Annotated in this window: 19 protein-coding genes and 1 pseudogene; 4 read left to right on the top strand and 16 right to left on the bottom strand. The window is 70.3% G+C overall.

Annotated features, from left to right (window positions below; genetic code table 11):
• Positions 1-44: 44 nt before the first annotated feature.
• The 10 genes and pseudogenes from ruvA to ABD798_RS32945 all read right to left on the bottom strand — a co-directional run bounded on the left by ruvA (position 45) and on the right by ABD798_RS32945 (position 7493).
• Positions 45-644 (bottom strand): Holliday junction branch migration protein RuvA, encoded by a 600-nt coding sequence (gene ruvA / locus ABD798_RS32990; protein ID WP_344883953.1) that lies wholly within the window; start codon positions 642-644, stop codon positions 45-47.
• 188 nt (positions 645-832) lie between these two features.
• Positions 833-1420, bottom strand: a pseudogene (ruvC, locus tag ABD798_RS32985) (crossover junction endodeoxyribonuclease RuvC); the annotation flags it as partial.
• A 313-nt stretch (positions 1421-1733) separates the two neighbouring features.
• Positions 1734-2270, bottom strand: coding sequence for a DUF4262 domain-containing protein (locus tag ABD798_RS32980; protein ID WP_344883950.1), 537 nt, complete (start codon positions 2268-2270; stop codon positions 1734-1736).
• Between the two features lie 52 nt (positions 2271-2322).
• Complete coding sequence (locus ABD798_RS32975; protein WP_344883947.1) at positions 2323-2826, bottom strand: DUF4262 domain-containing protein; 504 nt, start codon at positions 2824-2826, stop codon at positions 2323-2325.
• Between the two features lie 187 nt (positions 2827-3013).
• The gene (locus ABD798_RS32970) at positions 3014-3253 is read right to left on the bottom strand and encodes a hypothetical protein (protein WP_344883944.1); all 240 of its coding nucleotides are present in this window, start codon (positions 3251-3253) and stop codon (positions 3014-3016) included.
• Between the two features lie 100 nt (positions 3254-3353).
• Positions 3354-4106 carry a YebC/PmpR family DNA-binding transcriptional regulator gene (locus ABD798_RS32965; RefSeq protein WP_344883941.1) on the bottom strand — a complete coding sequence of 251 codons (753 nt, stop codon included), beginning with the start codon at positions 4104-4106 and terminating at the stop codon, positions 3354-3356.
• 54 nt (positions 4107-4160) lie between these two features.
• On the bottom strand, positions 4161-4775 hold the full coding sequence (pdxT, locus tag ABD798_RS32960; RefSeq protein ID WP_344883938.1) for a pyridoxal 5'-phosphate synthase glutaminase subunit PdxT: 615 nt from the start codon (positions 4773-4775) through the stop codon (positions 4161-4163).
• Positions 4776-4846: 71 nt separating this feature from the next.
• Positions 4847-6259: an amino acid permease gene (locus ABD798_RS32955; protein ID WP_344884010.1), complete on the bottom strand. Its 1413-nt coding sequence runs from the start codon at positions 6257-6259 to the stop codon at positions 4847-4849.
• A gap of 275 nt (positions 6260-6534) precedes the next feature.
• Complete coding sequence (locus ABD798_RS32950; RefSeq protein WP_344883935.1) at positions 6535-6843, bottom strand: AzlD domain-containing protein; 309 nt, start codon at positions 6841-6843, stop codon at positions 6535-6537.
• A complete protein-coding gene (locus tag ABD798_RS32945) occupies positions 6840-7493 on the bottom strand; it encodes an AzlC family ABC transporter permease (RefSeq protein WP_344883932.1) in 654 nt (217 codons plus the stop codon). The genes ABD798_RS32950 and ABD798_RS32945 overlap by 4 nt, the downstream gene beginning before the upstream one ends.
• A 104-nt stretch (positions 7494-7597) precedes the next feature.
• On the opposite strand from ABD798_RS32945, the gene ABD798_RS32940 reads away from it, so the two are divergent.
• A complete protein-coding gene (locus tag ABD798_RS32940) occupies positions 7598-8155 on the top strand; it encodes a helix-turn-helix domain-containing protein (protein WP_344883929.1) in 558 nt (185 codons plus the stop codon).
• On the opposite strand, the gene ABD798_RS32935 is transcribed toward ABD798_RS32940, so the two are convergent.
• Entirely contained in the window at positions 8152-10809 is a 2658-nt protein-coding gene (locus tag ABD798_RS32935; RefSeq protein WP_344883926.1) for a M48 family metalloprotease, read from the bottom strand. The genes ABD798_RS32940 and ABD798_RS32935 overlap by 4 nt on opposite strands.
• Positions 10810-10916: 107 nt before the next feature.
• On the opposite strand from ABD798_RS32935, the gene ABD798_RS32930 reads away from it, so the two are divergent.
• The gene (locus ABD798_RS32930) at positions 10917-11375 is read left to right on the top strand and encodes a hypothetical protein (RefSeq protein WP_344883923.1); all 459 of its coding nucleotides are present in this window, start codon (positions 10917-10919) and stop codon (positions 11373-11375) included.
• Between the two features lie 63 nt (positions 11376-11438).
• Here the strand turns inward: ABD798_RS32930 and pdxS are convergent, their stop codons facing one another.
• Positions 11439-12356, bottom strand: coding sequence for a pyridoxal 5'-phosphate synthase lyase subunit PdxS (gene pdxS / locus ABD798_RS32925; RefSeq protein WP_344883920.1), 918 nt, complete (start codon positions 12354-12356; stop codon positions 11439-11441).
• A 230-nt stretch (positions 12357-12586) separates the two neighbouring features.
• Here pdxS and ABD798_RS32920 point away from each other — a divergent pair, with 230 nt between their 5' ends.
• Positions 12587-14722: an elongation factor G-like protein EF-G2 gene (locus ABD798_RS32920; RefSeq protein WP_344883917.1), complete on the top strand. Its 2136-nt coding sequence runs from the start codon at positions 12587-12589 to the stop codon at positions 14720-14722.
• Here ABD798_RS32920 and ABD798_RS32915 read toward each other — a convergent pair.
• From ABD798_RS32915 to ABD798_RS32905, 3 genes are all read right to left on the bottom strand, one after another.
• Entirely contained in the window at positions 14719-15474 is a 756-nt protein-coding gene (locus ABD798_RS32915) for an NUDIX hydrolase (protein ID WP_344883914.1), read from the bottom strand. The genes ABD798_RS32920 and ABD798_RS32915 overlap by 4 nt on opposite strands.
• Positions 15471-16070: a phosphatidylinositol phosphate synthase gene (pgsA, locus tag ABD798_RS32910; protein ID WP_344883911.1), complete on the bottom strand. Its 600-nt coding sequence runs from the start codon at positions 16068-16070 to the stop codon at positions 15471-15473. Before pgsA ends, ABD798_RS32915 begins: the two co-directional genes overlap by 4 nt.
• A gap of 84 nt (positions 16071-16154) precedes the next feature.
• Positions 16155-16706: a hypothetical protein gene (locus ABD798_RS32905; RefSeq protein ID WP_344883908.1), complete on the bottom strand. Its 552-nt coding sequence runs from the start codon at positions 16704-16706 to the stop codon at positions 16155-16157.
• Between the two features lie 134 nt (positions 16707-16840).
• Between ABD798_RS32905 and ABD798_RS32900 the strand changes: the two genes are divergently transcribed.
• Positions 16841-17770 (top strand): TIGR01777 family oxidoreductase, encoded by a 930-nt coding sequence (locus ABD798_RS32900; protein WP_344883905.1) that lies wholly within the window; start codon positions 16841-16843, stop codon positions 17768-17770.
• Positions 17771-17978: 208 nt separating this feature from the next.
• Here the strand turns inward: ABD798_RS32900 and ABD798_RS32895 are convergent, their stop codons facing one another.
• Positions 17979-18554 (bottom strand): HIT family protein, encoded by a 576-nt coding sequence (locus ABD798_RS32895; protein ID WP_344883902.1) that lies wholly within the window; start codon positions 18552-18554, stop codon positions 17979-17981.
• Positions 18555-18564 lie beyond the last annotated feature (10 nt).

Raw genomic sequence — 18564 nt, 5'->3', positions numbered from 1 at the left:
TCGTGCTCGTGGAGGTCACCGTCGAAGTCGGTCACGCCGCCTGCCTACCGCTTGCGGCCGAGCGTGGCCAGCGCCCTGCGCAGCAGCGCCGGGGTGTCCAGCTCTGCGCCGCCGTCGGCGAGCACCGACTCGACGGCCTGGTCGGCCTGCTTGGCGGTGAAGCCCAGCCCCGCGAGGGCCTCGGCCACCTGCGAGCGCGCGTGGTCGGCGGAGGGCGCCGCGGCCGGAGCCGTGGCCGGGGTCAGCGCGCCGACCTTGTCCCGCAGCTCGATGATCAGCCGCTCCGCGCCCTTGCGGCCGATGCCGGGGACCTGGGTGAGCGTGGTGACGTTGCCGTCGGCGAGCGCGCGGCAGAGCGCGTCCGGCTCCAGCACCGCCAGCGCCGACAGCGCCAGCCGGGGCCCGACCCCGGAGACGGTCTGCAGCAGCCCGAAGAGCACGCGCGCGTCGGCGTCGGCGAAGCCGTAGAGGGTCAGCGAGTCCTCGCGCACCACCAGCGTCGTGGCCAGCTGAGCCTGCTCGCCCCTGCGCAGGGTGGCCAGGGTCGCCGGGACGGTGTGCACCGCGAGCCCGACGCCGCCGACCTCGACGACCGCGTGGTCGAGGCCGACCGAGAGCACCGTGCCGCGTACCGAGGAGATCACCTCGTGGTCCCTTCCCTGTTCTGCTCGCGCTCGGCGTCGAGCCTTGTCACCGAAGACCCGCTCGCGGGGTCGAGCCTCGTCACCGAAGACCCGCTCGCGGGGTCGAGCCTCGTCACCGAAGACCCGCTCGCGGGGTCGAGCCTCGTCACCGAAGACCCGCTCGCGGGGTCGAGCCTTGTCACCGGAGATCCGCTGGCCGCGCGCAACTTACCCGTCCCGGTCCGCGCCGCCGTGCGCAGCCGAGCCTGGTGCGCGCGGGCCAGCTCGGCCGCGCGCGCCTTGGCCTCGGAGAGCCGCGACTGCATCGGCGCCCGCCACAGGTGGCAGATCGCCAGGCCGAGCGCGTCGGCGGCGTCGGCGGGCCTCGGCGGCTCCGCGAGCCCGAGCACCCTGGTCACCATGGCGGTGACCTGCGCCTTGTCCGCGCGGCCGGAGCCGGTGACCGCCGTCTTCATCTCGCTCGGCGTGTGGAAGTGCACCGGAAGGCCCCGGCGCGCCGCCGCGAGGGCCACCACTCCGGCGGCCTGCGCGGTGCCGATCACCGTGCTGACGTTGTTCTGGCTGAAGACCCGCTCGATCGCCACGGCCTGCGGGCGGTGGCGGTCGAGCCACTCCTCGACGCCCTCGGAGACCAGCAGGAGCCTGCGCGCGAGGTCCATCTCCGCCGGGGTGCGCACCACGCCGACGTCGACGAAGCGCACCGTCCGCCCGGAGCCGCCGTCCACCACGCCCAACCCGCATCGGGTCAGTCCCGGGTCGACCCCCAGCACCCGCACGTCACCACTCCCGCCCGACAGCCACCCGCAAGGTCCGAACACTCGTTCGAAACCTTACGGGTCGGCCGGGACCGAGCGCCCGAGGGACACGCCCCTTCACCACCGCAGCCCCCACCCGGCACACCACACCCCACCGGGCGAAGGCCGAGCGCGCACAGGGGGTCGCGAAGGAGACAGCCGGAGCTGCACCGCGAGGCAGCCGGGCTCGCGGTGGTCAGCGATGATCAACAGGAGGGTTCGCTGGTCTTGAAGACGCCCCAACCCCAGCTGCGCCGTGACCGGAATCCACGGCTCGACCACTCACCGGAGGACTTCAGGGACCGGTCACGCCGGACATCCAGGTCTCCGGCACTCCGCTGTCGGTGAGCACCGGCTGGCGCGCCTTGACCCTCGGGTCGGCGCCGTTCTGCCACGGCCACACCCGGTCCTCGTCCGGCCACAGCATCTGCAGCACCGGGAACTCGCCGTCCGGGTACAGGAAGAACCCCGAGGCGAGCCACTCCGGGTAGTGGCGCGGCCCGACGAACTCGAACATCACCGGATACCCGTCGAAGAAGCCGTCGTAGCCCACGCCGGGCTCGAAGGTCTCCCCCGCGATGATCCGCTCCGCGTAGCACTGCACCAGTTCCGCCGCCAGGGCTCGCGGCGCGATCACCAGCACCTCGGGCGCGCGGTGCATGCACCACAGCCCCACCGAGTACACGAATCCCGGGTGGTTGCGGCCCTGCTGGGGATCGTGCTCCCCCTGGACCGCGACCATCGAGAAGTCGTGCTCGGCGACCCTGCTCATCAGTTGTCTGCGCACGTCCTCGACCGAGGCTCCGCCGCACATGTCACACATCGACTCCATCTCCCTCACTGGACGGACCCATTCGAACACATGTTCGACTGGGTCGCCAGCCTCAGGGGCCGTCGAAGCCGGGAGTCCAACTTTCGGGTGAGCCCGAGTCGGTGAGCACGGGCTGGTACTCGGCGAACCCGCGCGGCGCGTCGGCCGACCACGGCCACTGGCCCTCCGGGGTGCGCGCGATCATCTGCACCGCCGGGAAGTCACCGTTGGGGTGCAACAGGAACGCGCTGCCGAAGAACTGCGGGTAGTACGGCTTGGCCACCTTCTCGAAGGTCACCGGGCAGTTCACCAGGAACCCGCCGTAGATCCCGCCGGGCGCGAACCGCTCCCCCGCGCTCGCCCTGGCGACGTAGTCGTTGATCACCACCTGGGAGACCTCCGGCGGCAGCCCGATCGCCACCACCTCCGCCAGCCCGAAGCGCCGCCACGCCCCGACCGAGAACGCGTACGGCGGGTGGTCCTCGCCGTCGATCTGGATCACCGCGACCCCGTGCGCCTCGGTGGTCTCCAGCAACCACTGGCGCAGCTGCTCGTCGTCCTGCTGGAGCGGCGTCATCGGGCCACCCCCGCCCGGAGCCGGGAGGCGAGCGGCGACACGGGGAGTACGAGCAGACTCGGCACGCAACCATTCTGCCGGGCGATGCCCACCCCTTGGTGTAACAGCCTCGCCACACTCTCCCCGCCCCAAGCCCTGAACGACCCGTTCGCACACTTCAACGCACCAAACGACCCGTTCAGCGCGCTCAACGCACCAAACAAGCCGTTGGCGTCGGCCCAGGGATGAGGGCGTGTTCAAGATCCACAACCCCAGGGTTGCCGTCGTTGGAGACCTCAGCGACGGGGGTGGGGTGGTCTTGAAGACCGGCGAACCTGACGACGCGCAAGGCCACGTGGAGCGCACTGAACGACCCGTTGAGGTACTTGAACGCACTGAACGGGTCGTTCAGTGCGTTCAACGCACCAAGGGCGCCGTTCGCGGTCATGGGCGGAGGGGAAGGCCCGGATACGCGAGAACCGCGCCGGGACGTGGAGTCCGGGGCGCGGTTCTCGACGGGAGCACGGGAGTGCGGGAAGTGCGGGGGGTCAGTCCTCCAGTGCGGCCATGACCTCGTCGGAGACGTCGGCGTTGGAGTAGACGTTCTGCACGTCGTCGCAGTCCTCCAGCGCGTCGATCAGCTTGAAGACCTTGCGCGCGCCTTCGACGTCGACGGGGACGCTCATGTCCGGGACGAAGTTCGCCTCGGCCGAGTCGTAGTCGATGCCCGCCTTCTGCAGCGCGGTGCGCACGCCGACGAGGTCGGTGGGCTCGGAGACGACCTCGAAGCTCTCGCCGAGGTCGTTGACCTCCTCGGCACCGGCGTCCAGCACCGCGCCGAGCACGTCGTCCTCGCCGAGCTCGCCCTTGGCCAGCAGCACGACGCCCTTGCGGTTGAACAGGTAGGACACCGAGCCCGGGTCCGCCATGTTGCCGCCGTTGCGGGTCATCGCGGTGCGGACCTCACCGGCCGCGCGGTTGCGGTTGTCGGTCAGGCACTCGATCAGCACGGCGACGCCGTTGGGGCCGTAGCCCTCGTACATGATCGTCTGGTAGTCCGCGCCACCGGCCTCGGCCCCGGATCCCCGCTTGGTCGCGCGCTGGATGTTGTCCAGCGGCACGGAGTTCTTGCGCGCCTTCTGGATCGCGTCGAAGAGCGTGGGGTTGCCGTCGGGGTCCGCGCCACCGGTGCGGGCGGCGACCTCGATGTTCTTGATCAGCTTGGCGAAGAGCTTGCCGCGCTTGGCATCGATGGCGGCCTTCTTGTGCTTCGTGGTGGCCCACTTGGAGTGGCCGCTCATCTCTCCTCCAGGTCCAGCCGTCCGGGACGGCGGTAGCGAAATGTCGTCGAGTGCTTAGGCGCTTCGCACCATCTCGGTGAACAGGCGGTGCACCCGCCCGTCCCCGGTGAGCTCCGGGTGGAAGGCGGTGGCGAGCACGTTCGCCTGCCGAACCGCGACGATCCTACCGGCGGCCTCCCCCGCGCTCGCGGACTCCGGCACGGTGGCCAGGACCTCGACCCCGGCTCCGGCGGACTCCACCCACGGGGCGCGGATGAACACCGCGTGCAGGCTGCCGATCCCGGCGAAGTCGATGTCGTGCTCGAAGGAGTCGACCTGGCGGCCGAAGGCGTTGCGGCGCACCGTCATGTCCACGGCGCCGAGCGGGTGCTGGTCGGCGCGGCCGTCGAGCACCTTGCTGGCGAGCATGATCATCCCGGCGCAGGAGCCGTAGGCGGGCAGGCCCTCGGCCAGCCGCAGGCGCAGCGGCTCCAGCAGCTCGAAGACCTCCAGCAGCCTGCTCATGGTGGTGGACTCGCCGCCGGGCAGGACGATGCCGTCGACCTCGGCGAGTTCCTCGGGGCGGCGCACCGGCCGGGCGAGGACGTCGCACTCGGCGAGGGTGAGCAGGTGCTCCCGGACATCCCCCTGGAGGGCGAGCACGCCGATGACGGGCTGAGCGGTGGACACGGGTCCCTCCCCTGGAAACGACGAAACTCCTAGACCGGTCGAGTGACCAGCCTAGGAGTTCGCGTCAGTGATCAGCCAACCGGCTGCTTGTCCTCGGGCTCGTTGCTCCGCGAGGAGGCCGACGCCTGCTCGGCCGCGATCGAGTCCGCGGCGGCGGTGATCGGGTCGGCCGACTTCGCCTGGCGCGCGCCGACGAGCTTCCAGCCGACGAACAGCACCACGGCCAGCACCGGGATCAGGTAGAAGGCGACCTTCTCGGAACCGGAGGAGAAGCCCATCGAACCCACGACCAGTACCAGGAAGCCGATGCTGATCCAGTTGGTGACCGGCGCTCCGGGCATCCGGTAGGAGGGCCGCTCGATCTCCCCGGCGTCCGCCTTCTTCTTCAGCTTGATCTGGCAGTACAGCAGCGTGATCCAGGTGGCGATGACGCCGAGCGAGGCCACCGAGGTCGCGATGTCGAACGCCTCGTGCGGCACGTAGGCGTTCATGAACACGCCGAGCACGTAGACGACGGCGGTGAAGATGACGCCGCCGTAGGGGACGTGGCGGGAGCTCATCTTGCCCACGAAGGCCGGGGCCTCGCGCTTGTCGGCGAGCGAGCGCAGGATGCGGCCGGTCGAGTAGAGACCGGAGTTGCACGAGGACATCGCGGCGGTGAGGACGACGAGGTTCATGATGTCGCCCGCGATCGGGATGCCCAGTCGCGAGAACACGGTGACGAACGGGCTCGTCTCCGCCGAGTAGAGGGTCCAGGGCAGGACCATCGTCAGCAGCAGCACCGAGCCGACGTAGAAGATGCCGATCCGGTAGACGACGCCGTTGATCGCCTTGGGCAGCACGGACTTGGCGTCCTTGGTCTCGCCCGCGGCGATGCCGACCATCTCGATGGCCGAGTAGGCGAAGATGACCGCCTGGAAGGTCATGAAGACGACGCCGAGACCCGCCGGGAAGATGCCGCCGTGCCCGGCGACGTTGGAGACGCTCGCGGTGACGCCGCCGCCCATGTCGGCGTTGGTGATGACCAGGCTGATGCCGACGAAGAGGAAGACCACGATCGCGGTCACCTTGATGACGGAGAACCAGAACTCCAGCTCACCGAACAGCTTCACGCTGAGCAGGTTGACGCCCAGCAGCACCACGAGGGTGATCAGCGCGGTCGCCCAGCGCGGGAAGTCCGGCGCCCAGAGCGAGACGTAGATCGCCACGGCGGTGATCTCGGCGATGCCGGTCATGGCCCAGTTGACCCAGTACAGCCAGCCGGAGGTGAAGCCGGCCCACGGGCCGATGAACTCGCGGGCGTACTCGACGAAGCTGCCCGAGGCCGGGCGGTGCATCACGAGCTCGCCCAGGGCACGCATCACGAAGAACGCGACGATGCCGCAGATGGCGTAGGAGAAAACGAGCGCGGGGCCCGACGACGCGAGCCTTCCGCCGGCTCCGAGAAAGAGACCGACGCCGATGGCGCCGCCGATCGCAATCATCTGGACCTGGCGCTTGCTCAGCGACTTGGCATAGCCGTCATTCGACTCGATCGCGTCGTCGAGCTCAGGCTTTATTGACGAACTCACGGTGAGAAGCCTCCACAGGCGTCGTTCTCTAGGCGTCGCCTGGCCTCGACACCGGCGACACAGTGGTGAGGAAAGTAACCCCACGTCAGCCGGGAGACTACGGCACCCCCTCAAAAAGAGGAAACGTGGACAAAATTACGAATTGATTCAACACGCACAGTGATAATCATGCCTTTCTTAAGCAATGCCTAAGCAATAGCGAGCACGCGCAGGCCAGCAGTGGTCAGCGCTGCGCCGATGACCACCACGACGAACGGCAGCCTGGCCACCGCGAGTAGCGCACCGGCGCCAACTCCTAGGGCACGCGCCCACCCGGCGAATCCTTCGCCGTCAACCAAACCATTGGTGGCGTACAACGCGGCCAGCAGCGCGATAGCGGACAAAGCGAACATCCGGCGCACGCGGTCGGGCACCGAGTAGCGCTCGCGCAGCAGCACGCCGCCGATCCGGATGGCGTAGGTGCCAACGGCCAGCACGAGCACGGTGGTGAGCGTCATCGGGCGCGCTCCAGCTTCTTCGGCAGGGGCAGGGCGAAGACCACGCCGAGCAGCGCGACCAGCACGGGGACCCCTGCGGGCAGGAACGGCGTCGCGGCCACGGCGAGCACTGCTCCCGCGATCGCCACTCGCAGGGGTCCCGGTTCGCGCAGCTGCGGCAGCAGCAGTGCGAACAGGGCGGCGGGGAACGCCGCGTCGAGGCCGAAATCGGCCGGGTCCCCCATCGCCTCGCCGAGGTAGGCGCCGACCAGGACTGCCGGGTTCCAGGCGCAGAACAGCGTGATGCCGCAGAGCCAGTAGGCCGCGCGGGCGCGCTGCGGATCGCGCTGCGCCATCGCGAACGCGACCGACTCGTCGATCATGATGTGCGCGCCGAGCAGCTGGGCGGCGCGGTTGCGGCCGAGCAGATCCCCGACCACCAGGCCGAACGGCAGGTGCCGCAGGTTGAGCAGCAACGCGGCGGCGACGGCGGCGAACGGGGTTCCGCCCGCCGCGAGCACGCCGACCACCATGAACTGCGAGCCCCCGGCGAAGACGAGCAGTGACATCACCGACGCCATCCACACCGGGACTCCGGCCGCGATCGCCAGCGCCCCGAAGGACGCCCCGACCACGGCGACGGCTGCGGCCAGGGCGGCTACGTCACGCACCAGCTCGCGGTCTATTGTTCGCCATATCGAACGCATCGTCCCCTATGGTGAACACCCGATCGGGTGTTCGTCAAGGCGAACGGTTGGACCGATGGAGCGAACACGTGGCTGATCCGATCTCGCCGCTGGAGACCATCGCGGCGGCACTGCGCCGAGAGCGCGAACGCGTCGGCGTCTCGCTGACCGAGCTGGCCAAGCGCGCGGGCATCGCCAAGTCGACCCTGTCGCAGCTGGAGTCCGGCAGCGGTAACCCGAGCGTGGAGACGTTGTGGGCGCTCGGTGTCGCGCTGGGCGTGCCCTTCAGCCGGCTCGTCGACCCGCCGACGCCGCGCGTACGCGTGGTGCGCGCGGGAGAGGGCCCAGTGATGCGCTCCGAGCAGGCGCAGTACACCGGCACCCTGCTCTCGGCCTGCCCGCCCGGCGCGCGGCGGGACATCTACGTGCTGACCCTGGAGCCGGGTTCGGTCCGCAACGCCGACCCGCACATCCCCGGCTCGGTCGAGCACATGGTGGTCAGCAAGGGCTCCGTCCGCACCGGCCCCGTCGGCAACGTCGTCGAGCTGGCCGCCGGTGACTACGCGTCCTTCCCCGGCGACGTGCCCCACCTCTACGAGGCCCTCGAACCGGGCACGGTCGCGGTCCTCGTCATGGAGCACATCTAGCTGTCGACGAGGGGGCGACCGAAGGTCATCAGGAGTTCGTTGGCGTTGTGCAGGTGTGCGCGGGACAGCTCCAGGCGCCCGGGGCGGACGTCGACGTCGGTCATCACGTCGCGGCAGATGGTGCCGGTGGCGAGGTACTCCTCCAGCGCGGAGGACCACAGACGCGAGCTGGTGCCCCCCGGCGGCGCGGGGAACTTCCTGGCCTGCTCGCTGGCGGTGACCAGCGCTGAGCAGGCTTGCAGGAACGCCCTGGGGTCCTTCTGCCGCAACGATTCCCGGTACTCCTCCGCGTGCCGCATCAGCGCGAGGACGTGGTCGGCCCCACCCGCCGTCGCCCAGGTCCGCAGAGCCCGTTCGCTCTCGGCGAGCGGCACTCCGCGCTCGGCGGCGGTGACCTCCTCGATCGGCCCGGGACCGTCGCTGGGCCGGTAGAGCGCGAGCAGCACGACCACGATCCCGGCCACCGCGACGGGAAGCAGGCGAAGCCGCCGACTGTCCACAGTGGCCGGACGAACACCGCGTCGCAGAACGCGGCCCAGCAGCAGGGCGATGGGCATCACGACCACTCCGGCCACGACCAACAGCCCGAGCCAGATCGCCGGAACGGACAGCGACACGGCCTGCACGCATTCGCCGGAAAACACGACCAGCGAAGGAAAACAGCCCTCCACCGCGCGCACCACAGCCAACACCAGCACGGCCGAGAGCCCGGTCACGGCGGCACCGAACAGCGCCGTGACCGCTCGCGTTCCGCGCGCCGTCAGCACAACGACAACGACGAACTGCGCGAGGATCAACGCGCTGTTCTCCCACAGGATCAGCACCCACCGGAAGCCGTCCGAGACGCGCAGCGCGTCGGCGACGCTGGCCCCGGCAGCGCCCCGGAGCACGAGCTCGACGACGAGCCAGGCCGCGGCGCCGAGCACTCCGGCCCGGATCGCTGCTCCCACGGGCTCATTCCGCCGCAGCACCAACGGGATCGCCCAGCCCAGCACCAGGGGAACGGTCACCAGCGGAGCGCCCATGAACAGGTGCAGGAGAGGCGCTCCGAGGAAGGAGTTGAGCGCGTCGTCCAGCACCGTCCACCGCGCGCTGTCGACAAGCCGCTGCGACCCGATCCCCAACGGCCCCAACGTGTTGACCAGCGCACTGCCGGTGACCGACGGCGTGCTCATCCAGCTCAACCCGCTGGAGCAGAACGAAAAGACCGCTCCGGCCACCGCGACCCACGCGAGCACCCGAGCACGCGGGCTGAGGTGGTCAGAGCGGATCAGGTCGGCGCAGTGCGCGATCCACCACATCAGCGCCGCCAGCACCAGGACGAGCACCGCGACCACCGCCAGCTCCAGCAGCGTGATCGCCGGGGGCGCGCTGAGCACACCGATGTACTGGCCGGACCACAGGCCGACCGCGATACCGATCGGTGTCAGCAGGAGCACGCGTGGCGAGCCGCCTTCCGCGCGGAACGCGGCGAACCTGGCTCCGGCGAACAGCAGCACCACGGCCGTGATCGCTCCCCACACGGTCCCCAGCAACCCCATGGCGAACGACCCGCTCTGACCGATGTTCGTCAGCGCGATCAGCACTGTCCGCCAGGCGATCTGGATCGCCACGCCCGCCGCGACGGCTTCCCAGAAGCCCGGCCGGAGCAAGCGAACCGGCTCGGCGACCGCACGAATTCGCTTGCCCGGCAACGGATGCTTGCTGACGAGACCGCCCCACCACCGCTTCGAACCGCGAACGGTCGCCAGGACCGCGCCGGGCTCGTCGCGCCCGATCCAGCTCGCGGCGCGGTCGTCGGCGTGGTACTCCCGCGAGCGCAGCACCGCGTTGCGCGACAACAGGACCACCAGCACCAGCACCAGGACCTGAACGAAGATCGGCGCGATGTCGAGCAAGTACCCCTTGCCCCACAAAGGAAACGGCGACGTGAACGGGGTGGCGCTCGTCAGCCAGGGGTCGAGGGTCGTGGCCAGGAACGGCACCAGACCCACGACCAGGAACGACCGCCACACCGCGATCGTCAGGTAGGTGATCGGAACGTCGTTGTTGCGCAGGTGGGCCAGCTCGTGCAGCACCACGACACGGAAGTACGCCGGGTCCCACCGGAACCTGGTGACCAGCCCCGCGTCCAGGCACACGTAAGGCTGCCGCCGCGTGCCGAACGCGACTCCGCCGCAGTTGAAGTTGACCGGATCGACCAGGAAGACCGGTGTCCTGCGCAGCCCGGCGCGCTCGACGAGCGCGTCCAGCTCCACGGCCAGCTCCGGCGTGAGGCTCAGCGGCACCAGGCCGCGCCGCCGGATTCGCCAGCGAGGCAAGGAGAAGTAGATCAGCGCCGCGAGCCCGCCGAGCCCGAGCAGTCCCCCTGCCAGCCACGGCAGCCGCAGTGGCAGGTACTGGGCCATGCACTCGCGGAACCGCTGTGCGTTCGCGTCGATCCGCTCCACCTGGAACGGGCTGAGCTCGGCGCCGTCGATGTAGAAGCCCGACGCGACCTGGCACTTGATCTGCGCGCTGTGGTTGAACAGCATGCCCGGCGGCATCACCAGCAGGTACACCAGCACGGTGACGCCGACCGCCAACGCGATCAGCAGCGCGAAGCGGACCGTCGTGCCCGCGGGCGGCGCGGTCTTCGCATGTCGCTCGTCCACGGCACCTCCCGGTCAGGGTGATCAATCCTGACTGGGCGCTCCCCCGCTGTCGTTCGGCCGAACGGCCCCACGATCAGGGTGTATGCAGGTCGGGGAGGATGGCGGGCATGCAGACCGCCATCGGGTTCGAGTTCCCCGCCGCCGACTGGCTCGACCCGTTCGACGTGGACGAGCCGCGCACCCAGTGGTTCTACGTCAACGACGACAAGCTCAGCCGCGCGTGGATCGCGCCCGCAGACGGGAACGCCTCGGACGCGCTCGGCGACGGCTACCACTCCGGCGTCTTCACCAACCCGCGCTCATGCCTCTACGTCCTGGAGAAGGCCGCGATCGTCTTGGGCGGCTCCGTTGTCAGGGAGTGGACTCCGACGGCTTCGGCCACGCCGCCGGTCGAGAAGACCTGCGGACAGCACAACGGCCGCTTCTACGTCCACCCCCAAGCACAGCAGCACCTGAGGATCCACGACGGCGTCAGCTACCCGACCTACGCGGAAGCGCTGGCAGCCCCGGCTCCCGAAGGCCTGACCGTGGTGGCGCGGGTGCTGGACGGCACGTCGATGTGGTGACGTGCCCCTGACAGCACTCCGCCCCTGGAGTCCACTGTGGACACCAGGGGCGGAGAGAAGCGCTTACCAGCCGCGCGTGGCCAGGCGCTGGGACTCCGGGAGCTCGGAGAGGTTGATGCCCACGATGGCCTCGCCCAGGTTGCGGGAGACCTTGGCGATCACGTCGGGGTCGTCGTGGAAGGTGGTGGCCTTCACGATCGCCTCGGCGCGCTTGGCGGGCTCACCGGACTTGAAGATGCCCGAGCCCACGAACACGCCCTCGGCGCCCAGCTGCATCATCATCGCGGCGTCGGCCGGGGTGGCGATGCCACCGGCGGTGAACAGCACGACGGGCAGCTTGCCGAGCTGCGCCACCTCCTTGACCAGCTCGTACGGCGCGCGCAGCTCCTTGGCGGCGGCGAAGAGCTCGGCCTCGTCGAGCACGGTGAGGCGGCGGATGTCGGCGCGGATCTGACGCATGTGCCTGGTCGCCTCGACCACGTTGCCGGTGCCGGCCTCGCCCTTGGAGCGGATCATCGCCGCGCCCTCGGCGATGCGGCGCAGCGCCTCACCCAGGTTGGTGGCGCCGCAGACGAAGGGCACGGTGTAGGGCCACTTGTCGATGTGGTTGTCCTCGTCGGCCGGGGTCAGCACCTCGGACTCGTCGATGTAGTCCACGCCGAGCGACTGGAGCACCTGAGCTTCGACGAAGTGCCCGATCCTGGCCTTGGCCATCACCGGGATGGAGACGGCGGCGATGATGCCGTCGATCATGTCGGGGTCGCTCATCCTGGCGACGCCGCCCTGCACGCGGATGTCGGCGGGCACGCGCTCCAGCGCCATGACGGCGACGGCGCCGGCGTCCTCGGCGATCTTGGCCTGCTCGGGGGTGACCACGTCCATGATCACACCGCCCTTGAGCATCTCGGCCATGCCGCGCTTGACCCGGGCGGTGCCGGTCACCTGGTCCGCCTCAGCGCGGGGGGTCTCACTGGAGGTCACGGTTGGCCCTTTCACGTACTTCGCTCGCCCCCGCGAGGCGGGACTTGGCTGAGCTCGCGGCGGATGACCCATGCATCCTACGTCCGGGTCTTACCCCGTTTCGGTGGCCGGGACGTGGACCGTCACACACCGCGCTCGTCCGGGCGGGCGGTCCCCGTCGGAGGAGGTTGTCAGCATCTCGGCAAGGGTGTGAGATCGGCCACACCGACAACTTCGGGAGGCCGAGTGCGATGGGTACGAAGAACACCGAGAACGGCACCTCCGGGGCCGCGGTCGCTGTGACCGACCCCGCCCGCGTCCGCAACGTGGCCCTCGTCGGCCCGTCCGGGGCGGGCAAGACGACGCTGTGCGAGGCGCTGCTGGCCGCGGCCGGGGTGATCACCCGGACGGGGTCGGTCGCCGAGGGCACCACTGTGTGCGACCACGATCCGGCGGCCGTGCGCCAGCAGCGCTCGGTGGCGCTGTCGGTCGCCCCGCTCCCCGTGGGCGAGGTGAAGGTCAACCTGATCGACACCCCCGGCTACGCCGACTTCGTCGGTGAGCTGCGCGCCGGGTTGCGGGCCGCCGACGCCGCGCTGTTCGTGGTGTGCGCGGCGGAAGGGGTCGACGCGAGCACGATCGCGCTCTGGCAGGAGTGCGCGGCGGTGGGCATGCCGAGGGCCGTCGTGGTCTCGCGCCTTGACCATCCGCGCGCTGCCGTCGAAGCGGAGATCTCCGCGTGCCAGGCCGCGTTCGGCTCCGGGGTTCTGCCCCTCTACCTGCCCGTGACCAGCGCGGACGGCGGAGTGAGCGGACTGGTCGGACTCATCTCCGGCAAGCTCTACGACTACTCGGGCGGCCGTGAGCCGGTCGCTGACATGCCCGACGAGGACGATGCGGAGCGGATCGAGCCGGCCCGCGCGGAGCTGATCGAGGGGATCATCGCCGAGAGCGAGGACGAGTCCCTGATGGACCGCTACCTCGCGGGCGAGGAGATCGACCAGGCCACGCTGATCACCGACCTGGAGAAGGCCGTCGCGCGCGGCTCCTTCCACCCCGTGCTGCCGGTCTGCGCGGCGACCGGGGTCGGGCTGAGCGAGCTGATGCAGGTGATGACCAGGGGTTTCCCGTCTCCGCTCGAACACCGGCCGCCGCGCGTGACCAACGTCGACGGCACCGGGGAGCAGGCGCTCGCGGTCGATCCGGACGGCCCGCTCGCCGCCGAGGTCGTGCGCACCGCCGTGGACTCCTACGTCGGCCGGGTCTCGCTGGTGCGCGTGTTCTCCGGGACTCTGCGCCCCGAGCGGCCGGTGCACGTCTCCGGTCACGGCCTCGCCGAGCGCGGCCACGAGGACCACGACGCCGACGAGCGGGTCGCGCACATCTACTCGCCGCTCGGATCGAGCCTGCGCGAGGTGCCGTTCTGCGTCGCCGGTGACCTGTGCGCGCTGACGAAGCTCTCCTCAGCGGAGACCGGCGACACCGTCTCCGACCCGTCCCGCCCGTTGCTGATGGCGCCGTGGGAGATGCCGGAGCCGCTGCTGCCGATCGCGGTCATCGCGCACAGCCGCAGCGACGAGGACGCGTTGTCCCGCAACCTCGCCAAGCTCGCGGCGGGCGATCCGAACCTCCGTCTGGAGCGCAATCCCGAGACGCACCAGCTGGTGCTGTGGTGCATGGGCGAGGCGCACGCCGACGTTGTGCTGCAACGGCTGCGCGCGGGTGGCGCGGAGATCGACACCGAGACCGTGCGCGTTCCGCTGCGCGAGACCTTCGCCAGTCAGGCCAAGGGTCACGGCAGGCACGTGAAGCAGTCCGGCGGGCACGGGCAGTACGCGGTGTGCGACCTGGTGGTGGAGCCGCTGCCCAGGGGCTCGGGCTTCGAGTTCGTCGACCGGATCGTCGGCGGGGCGATCCCCCACCAGTTCATCCCGAGCGTGGAGAAGGGCGTGCGCGCTCAGCTCGGCAAGGGCCTGCGCGACGGGTATCCGCTGGTGGACGTGCGGGTGACGCTCGTGGACGGCAAGGCGCACAGCGTCGATTCCTCCGACGCCGCGTTCCAGACCGCCGGAGCGCTCGCGCTCAAGGAAGCCGCATCGCAGGGCCGGATCACGCTGCTCGAACCGCTGGACGAGGTCGAGGTTCGGGTGCCCGACGAGCACCTGGGCACCGTGCTCGGCGATCTCTCCGCGCGGCGAGGGCGGGTGGTGGGCACCGAGCCGGGCGACGAGGACCAGGCCGGGACCACGCTCGTGCGCGCCGAAGTTCCGGAGACCGAGCTGCTGCGCTACGCCATCGAACTCCGTTCGCTGACCTCGGGAACGGCCAGCTTCACCCGCCATTTCAGCCACTACGACCCGATGCCGGAGCAGCGCAGCAGTCCTTAGTGGACGGTCCGGAACTCAGCACCACCAAGCACTTCGGGCAGCAGCTCGCGCAGCTGGACGGGGTAGACCCGGTCCCGCGTCGCGGCCAGCTCGCGCGCGCTCCACCAACGGTGGTGCTCGATGGTGTCCAGCTCCAGCTGCGTGAAGCCGGAGGTGTCGATCTCCCACTGCTTCGCCCAGCGCAGCAGGAAGAACTGCTCGACGCTGTCCACGTCCTTGCCGCCGAAGGTGAACTGCTCGCGCCGCACCCACACCGGGCCGACCAGCTCGTCGACCGGCGCCACGAGCCCGGTCTCCTCGGTCAGCTCGCGGGCAGCGGCGGCGCGCGGGTCCTCGCCGGGGTCGATGCCGCCGCCGATGGTGAACCAGAACGGCTTCTCCGGGGTCTCGGGCGCGTGCCCCCGGAACAGCAGCACGCGGTCCTCGGCGTCGACCAGCACCACGCGCGCGGAGTGCCGGGGCTCGAAGAACACGTCCGGGTCGACCACGTCCGGCAGGTCGAAACCCTGTGGCAGCAAGGCGCGCAGCTCACGCTCGGAGTCGGCCATCCGCCGCCACAGCTCGGGCGCGATCCGCGTGCGGTCCACGCACGAGATCAGGAAGCTCAGCTCGTTCTGCTCGGCGGGCCCACCGGATTCCGCGTCCTCGACCGCCTTGGTGAAGGTCGGGACGAAGTCCGGCTCCAACGCACCGGGCGTGGCCACGATCTCGCGCGCCAGCTCGACGCGGTGCGCGAGAGCCGCCTCGATCATCGCGCCGACCTGTGCACCGCGACGATCCGCTGCACCACGGTGATCACCGCGAGTACTGCGAGCAGCCACAACGCGATCGGCGCCGCGAACGGCACGCCCAGCCCGTGCAGCCCGGTGCCGACGAGCGCGACGATCAGCCGCTCCGCGCGCTCCACCAAACCGCCGTCCGCCGAGAGCCCGGTGGCTTCCGCGCGCGCCTTCACGTACGAGATCACCTGCGCGGACACCAGGCACACCAAGGCGGCAGCAGCCGCAGAGCGGTCGTTCTCCACCGCGAAGGCCCACCACACGATCGCCGCGAACACCGCGCCGTCGGCGATCCGGTCGCAGGTGGCGTCGAGCACCGCGCCGAACGGAGTGCCGCCGCCGATCGCGCGCGCCATGGCTCCGTCGATGAGGTCGAAGAACGTGCAGAGCGTGACGACCACCGTCCCGACGAACAGCTCACCCCTGGGGAAGAACCACAGCGCGGCGGCGGAGGTGCCGACCGTGCCGAAGATCGTGACCGCGTTCGGGGTGAGCCCGAGCCGGACCAGCCACGCGCCGATCGGATCGGTGACACGCGAGACCGTCTCGCGGGCGAAGAGGTTCAGCATGTCGGGACTGCGCACCTGCCGGTCGGGTTCGGGAAAGGGCCCCGAGCAGCGTAACCGCAGCACGGGAAAGCGGATGTGTGGTCCTCAGCGCGTCGTGGTCCTCCTCTGGGCGACCACTCGCATCCCGGCGGCCTCGACGGCGATCAGGCTCGGCGTCAGCGCGGTGGCGCCCTCGCACGCGGAGTTCCTCATGATCCAGTCCAGCCTGCACGTCATCCCGGAACCGACGGGGGTCGCGAGGAGCGTGTCCGGGCACGGCAGCGCGACCAGGTGCGGCCCCGGCCCGAGCGCGTGGGCGAGCAGGTCGCGGAGGTAGCGCGACGCGATCACCGAGGCCGCGAGGCCGTCGGGGCGCTCGACGACGAGCACCGCGCCCCCGCACTCCTCCGAGCGCTGGTAGGTCGTCGTCTCCATCAGGTTGTCGCAGGCCGACGCCATCATCGCGTCGAAGGACCTGGCACCGACCAGCTCGTGGGTGATGTCCCGCGACAGGCTCCCGACCTCGGCCAGCGTCGCCATGAGCACGCCGTCGATCACCGGCCGGAACGGCAGTGACGGCGGGAGCGGAGAGGCCGGGGACACGCTGCGCAGCACGGGCAGCAGCCTCCGGCAGGCCAAGGGCGGCGAGCTGATCACGGCGGGACTGTACGAGGCTGCCGACCGTCGCCGAAGCCGCTGTGGCCAGCACTGAATCCGCTGATCGTGACCTGTTTTGAGCGAACGCTCAAACGTGGCGTAGGCTCGCGTCCGACGACGGCGGAGGAGCGAACGTGAAGATCGTGCTACCTGGCGGGACCGGCCACATCGGCGCCGTCCTCGACCGCGAGCTGACCGCGCTCGGCCACGAGGTCGTGGTCCTCAGCAGGCGGCCCCGCCCCGGCCAGGTCGCGTGGGACGGCCGCGCGCTCGGGCCGTGGGTGAAGGAGATCGACGGCTGCGACGCGGTGGTCAACCTCGCCGGGCGGAGCGTGAGCTGCCGCTACACGCGGGAGAACCTCAGGCAGATGATGGACTCGCGCGTGGACTCCGCCCGCGTGGTCGGCGAGGCGATCGAACGCGCCGAGCGCCCGCCGAAGGTCTGGCTCCAGATGAGCACCGCCACGATCTACGCGCACCGCTACGACGCCCCCAACGACGAGGCGAGCGGCGTCATCGGCGGCTCAGAGCCCGATGTGCCCGGCTACTGGGCGTTCAGCGTGGACATCGCGAAGGAGTGGGAGCGGGCCCAGGAGCGCGCGAACACGCCGAGCACGCGCAAGGTCGCTCTCAGGACCGCCATGGTGATGAGCCCGGCGCGCGGCGGCGTGTTCTCCGTGCTCAGCGCGATGACGCGGATGGGGCTGGGCGGCGCTGTCGCAGGCGGCGCGCAATACGTGTCGTGGATCCACGACCAGGACTTCGTGCGCGCGGTGAGCTTCCTGATCGAGCGCGAGGACCTCAGCGACGCGGTCAACATCGCCTCGCCCAACCCGCTGCCGCAACGTGAACTGATGCGCGCCCTGCGCTCCACGCTGCGGGTTCCGGTGGGCCTTCCCGCGACCAAGCTGATGGCCGAGGTCGGCGCGCTCGTCCTGCGCTCGGACACCGAACTCCTGCTGAAGAGCCGCCGAGTGGTGCCCGGCCGACTCCTCGACGCGGGCTTCTCCTTCGCCTTCCCCCGCTGGCCCGACGCCGCCGCCGACCTGGCCCACCGAAACTAGTCCTGATCCTGTAGGTCATCAGGTTCGCCGGTCTTCAAGACCTACGAACCCCCGCCCCAGCGGTCTTCAACGACGGCAAACCTCACGAGGCTGCTGGGTTGCGGCGGTCAACGATGATCAACAGGGGGGTTTGGTGGTCTTGAAGACACCCCGACCCCCAGCGGCACCGTGACCGGAATACGCAGCTCAACCACTTACCGGACAGGTCCTAGTCCTGTTCGGCCCAGGCTCCGGCGAGGAGGTCCCTGGTCTCGCCGAGCAGTTGCGGCAGCACCTTCGTGTGCGCCACCACGGGCATGAAGTTCGCGTCGCCGCCCCACCTGGGCACCACGTGCTGGTGCAGGTGGGCGGCGATGCCGGCGCCCGCGACGGTGCCCTGGTTCATCCCGATGTTGAACCCGTGCGGTGCCGCCGCCCTGCGCACCACCCGCATCGCGCGCTGGGTGAACTCCGCCAGCTCCACCGTCTCCTCGGGGGTGAGGTCGGTGTAGTCGGGGATGTGCCTGTACGGCAGCACCATCAGGTGCCCCGGGTTGTACGGGTAGAGGTTGAGCACGGCGTAGACCAGCTCCCCGCGCGCGATGACCAGCCCGTCGGAGTCGGCGAGGTCGGGCACCCGGCAGAACGGGCAGACCTCGCGATCGGACTCGCTCGGCTTGTTCTCGCCGCGGATGTAGGACATCCGGTGCGGGGTCCACAACCGTTGCAGGGCATCGGGAATCCCGATCCCGTCCTGTTCGGACAGTTCGGGCAGCTCCTGGCCGCCGCCGAAGACCGCGCTCACCTCGCTCCGG

Origin of the sequence: Allokutzneria multivorans, assembly GCF_039537405.1 — a bacterium.
GTDB classification, from domain to species: Bacteria; Actinomycetota; Actinomycetes; order Mycobacteriales; family Pseudonocardiaceae; genus Allokutzneria; species Allokutzneria multivorans.
Note: the sequence above shows the minus strand (reverse complement) of the source record. Positions and strands in the feature narration are given on the sequence as shown.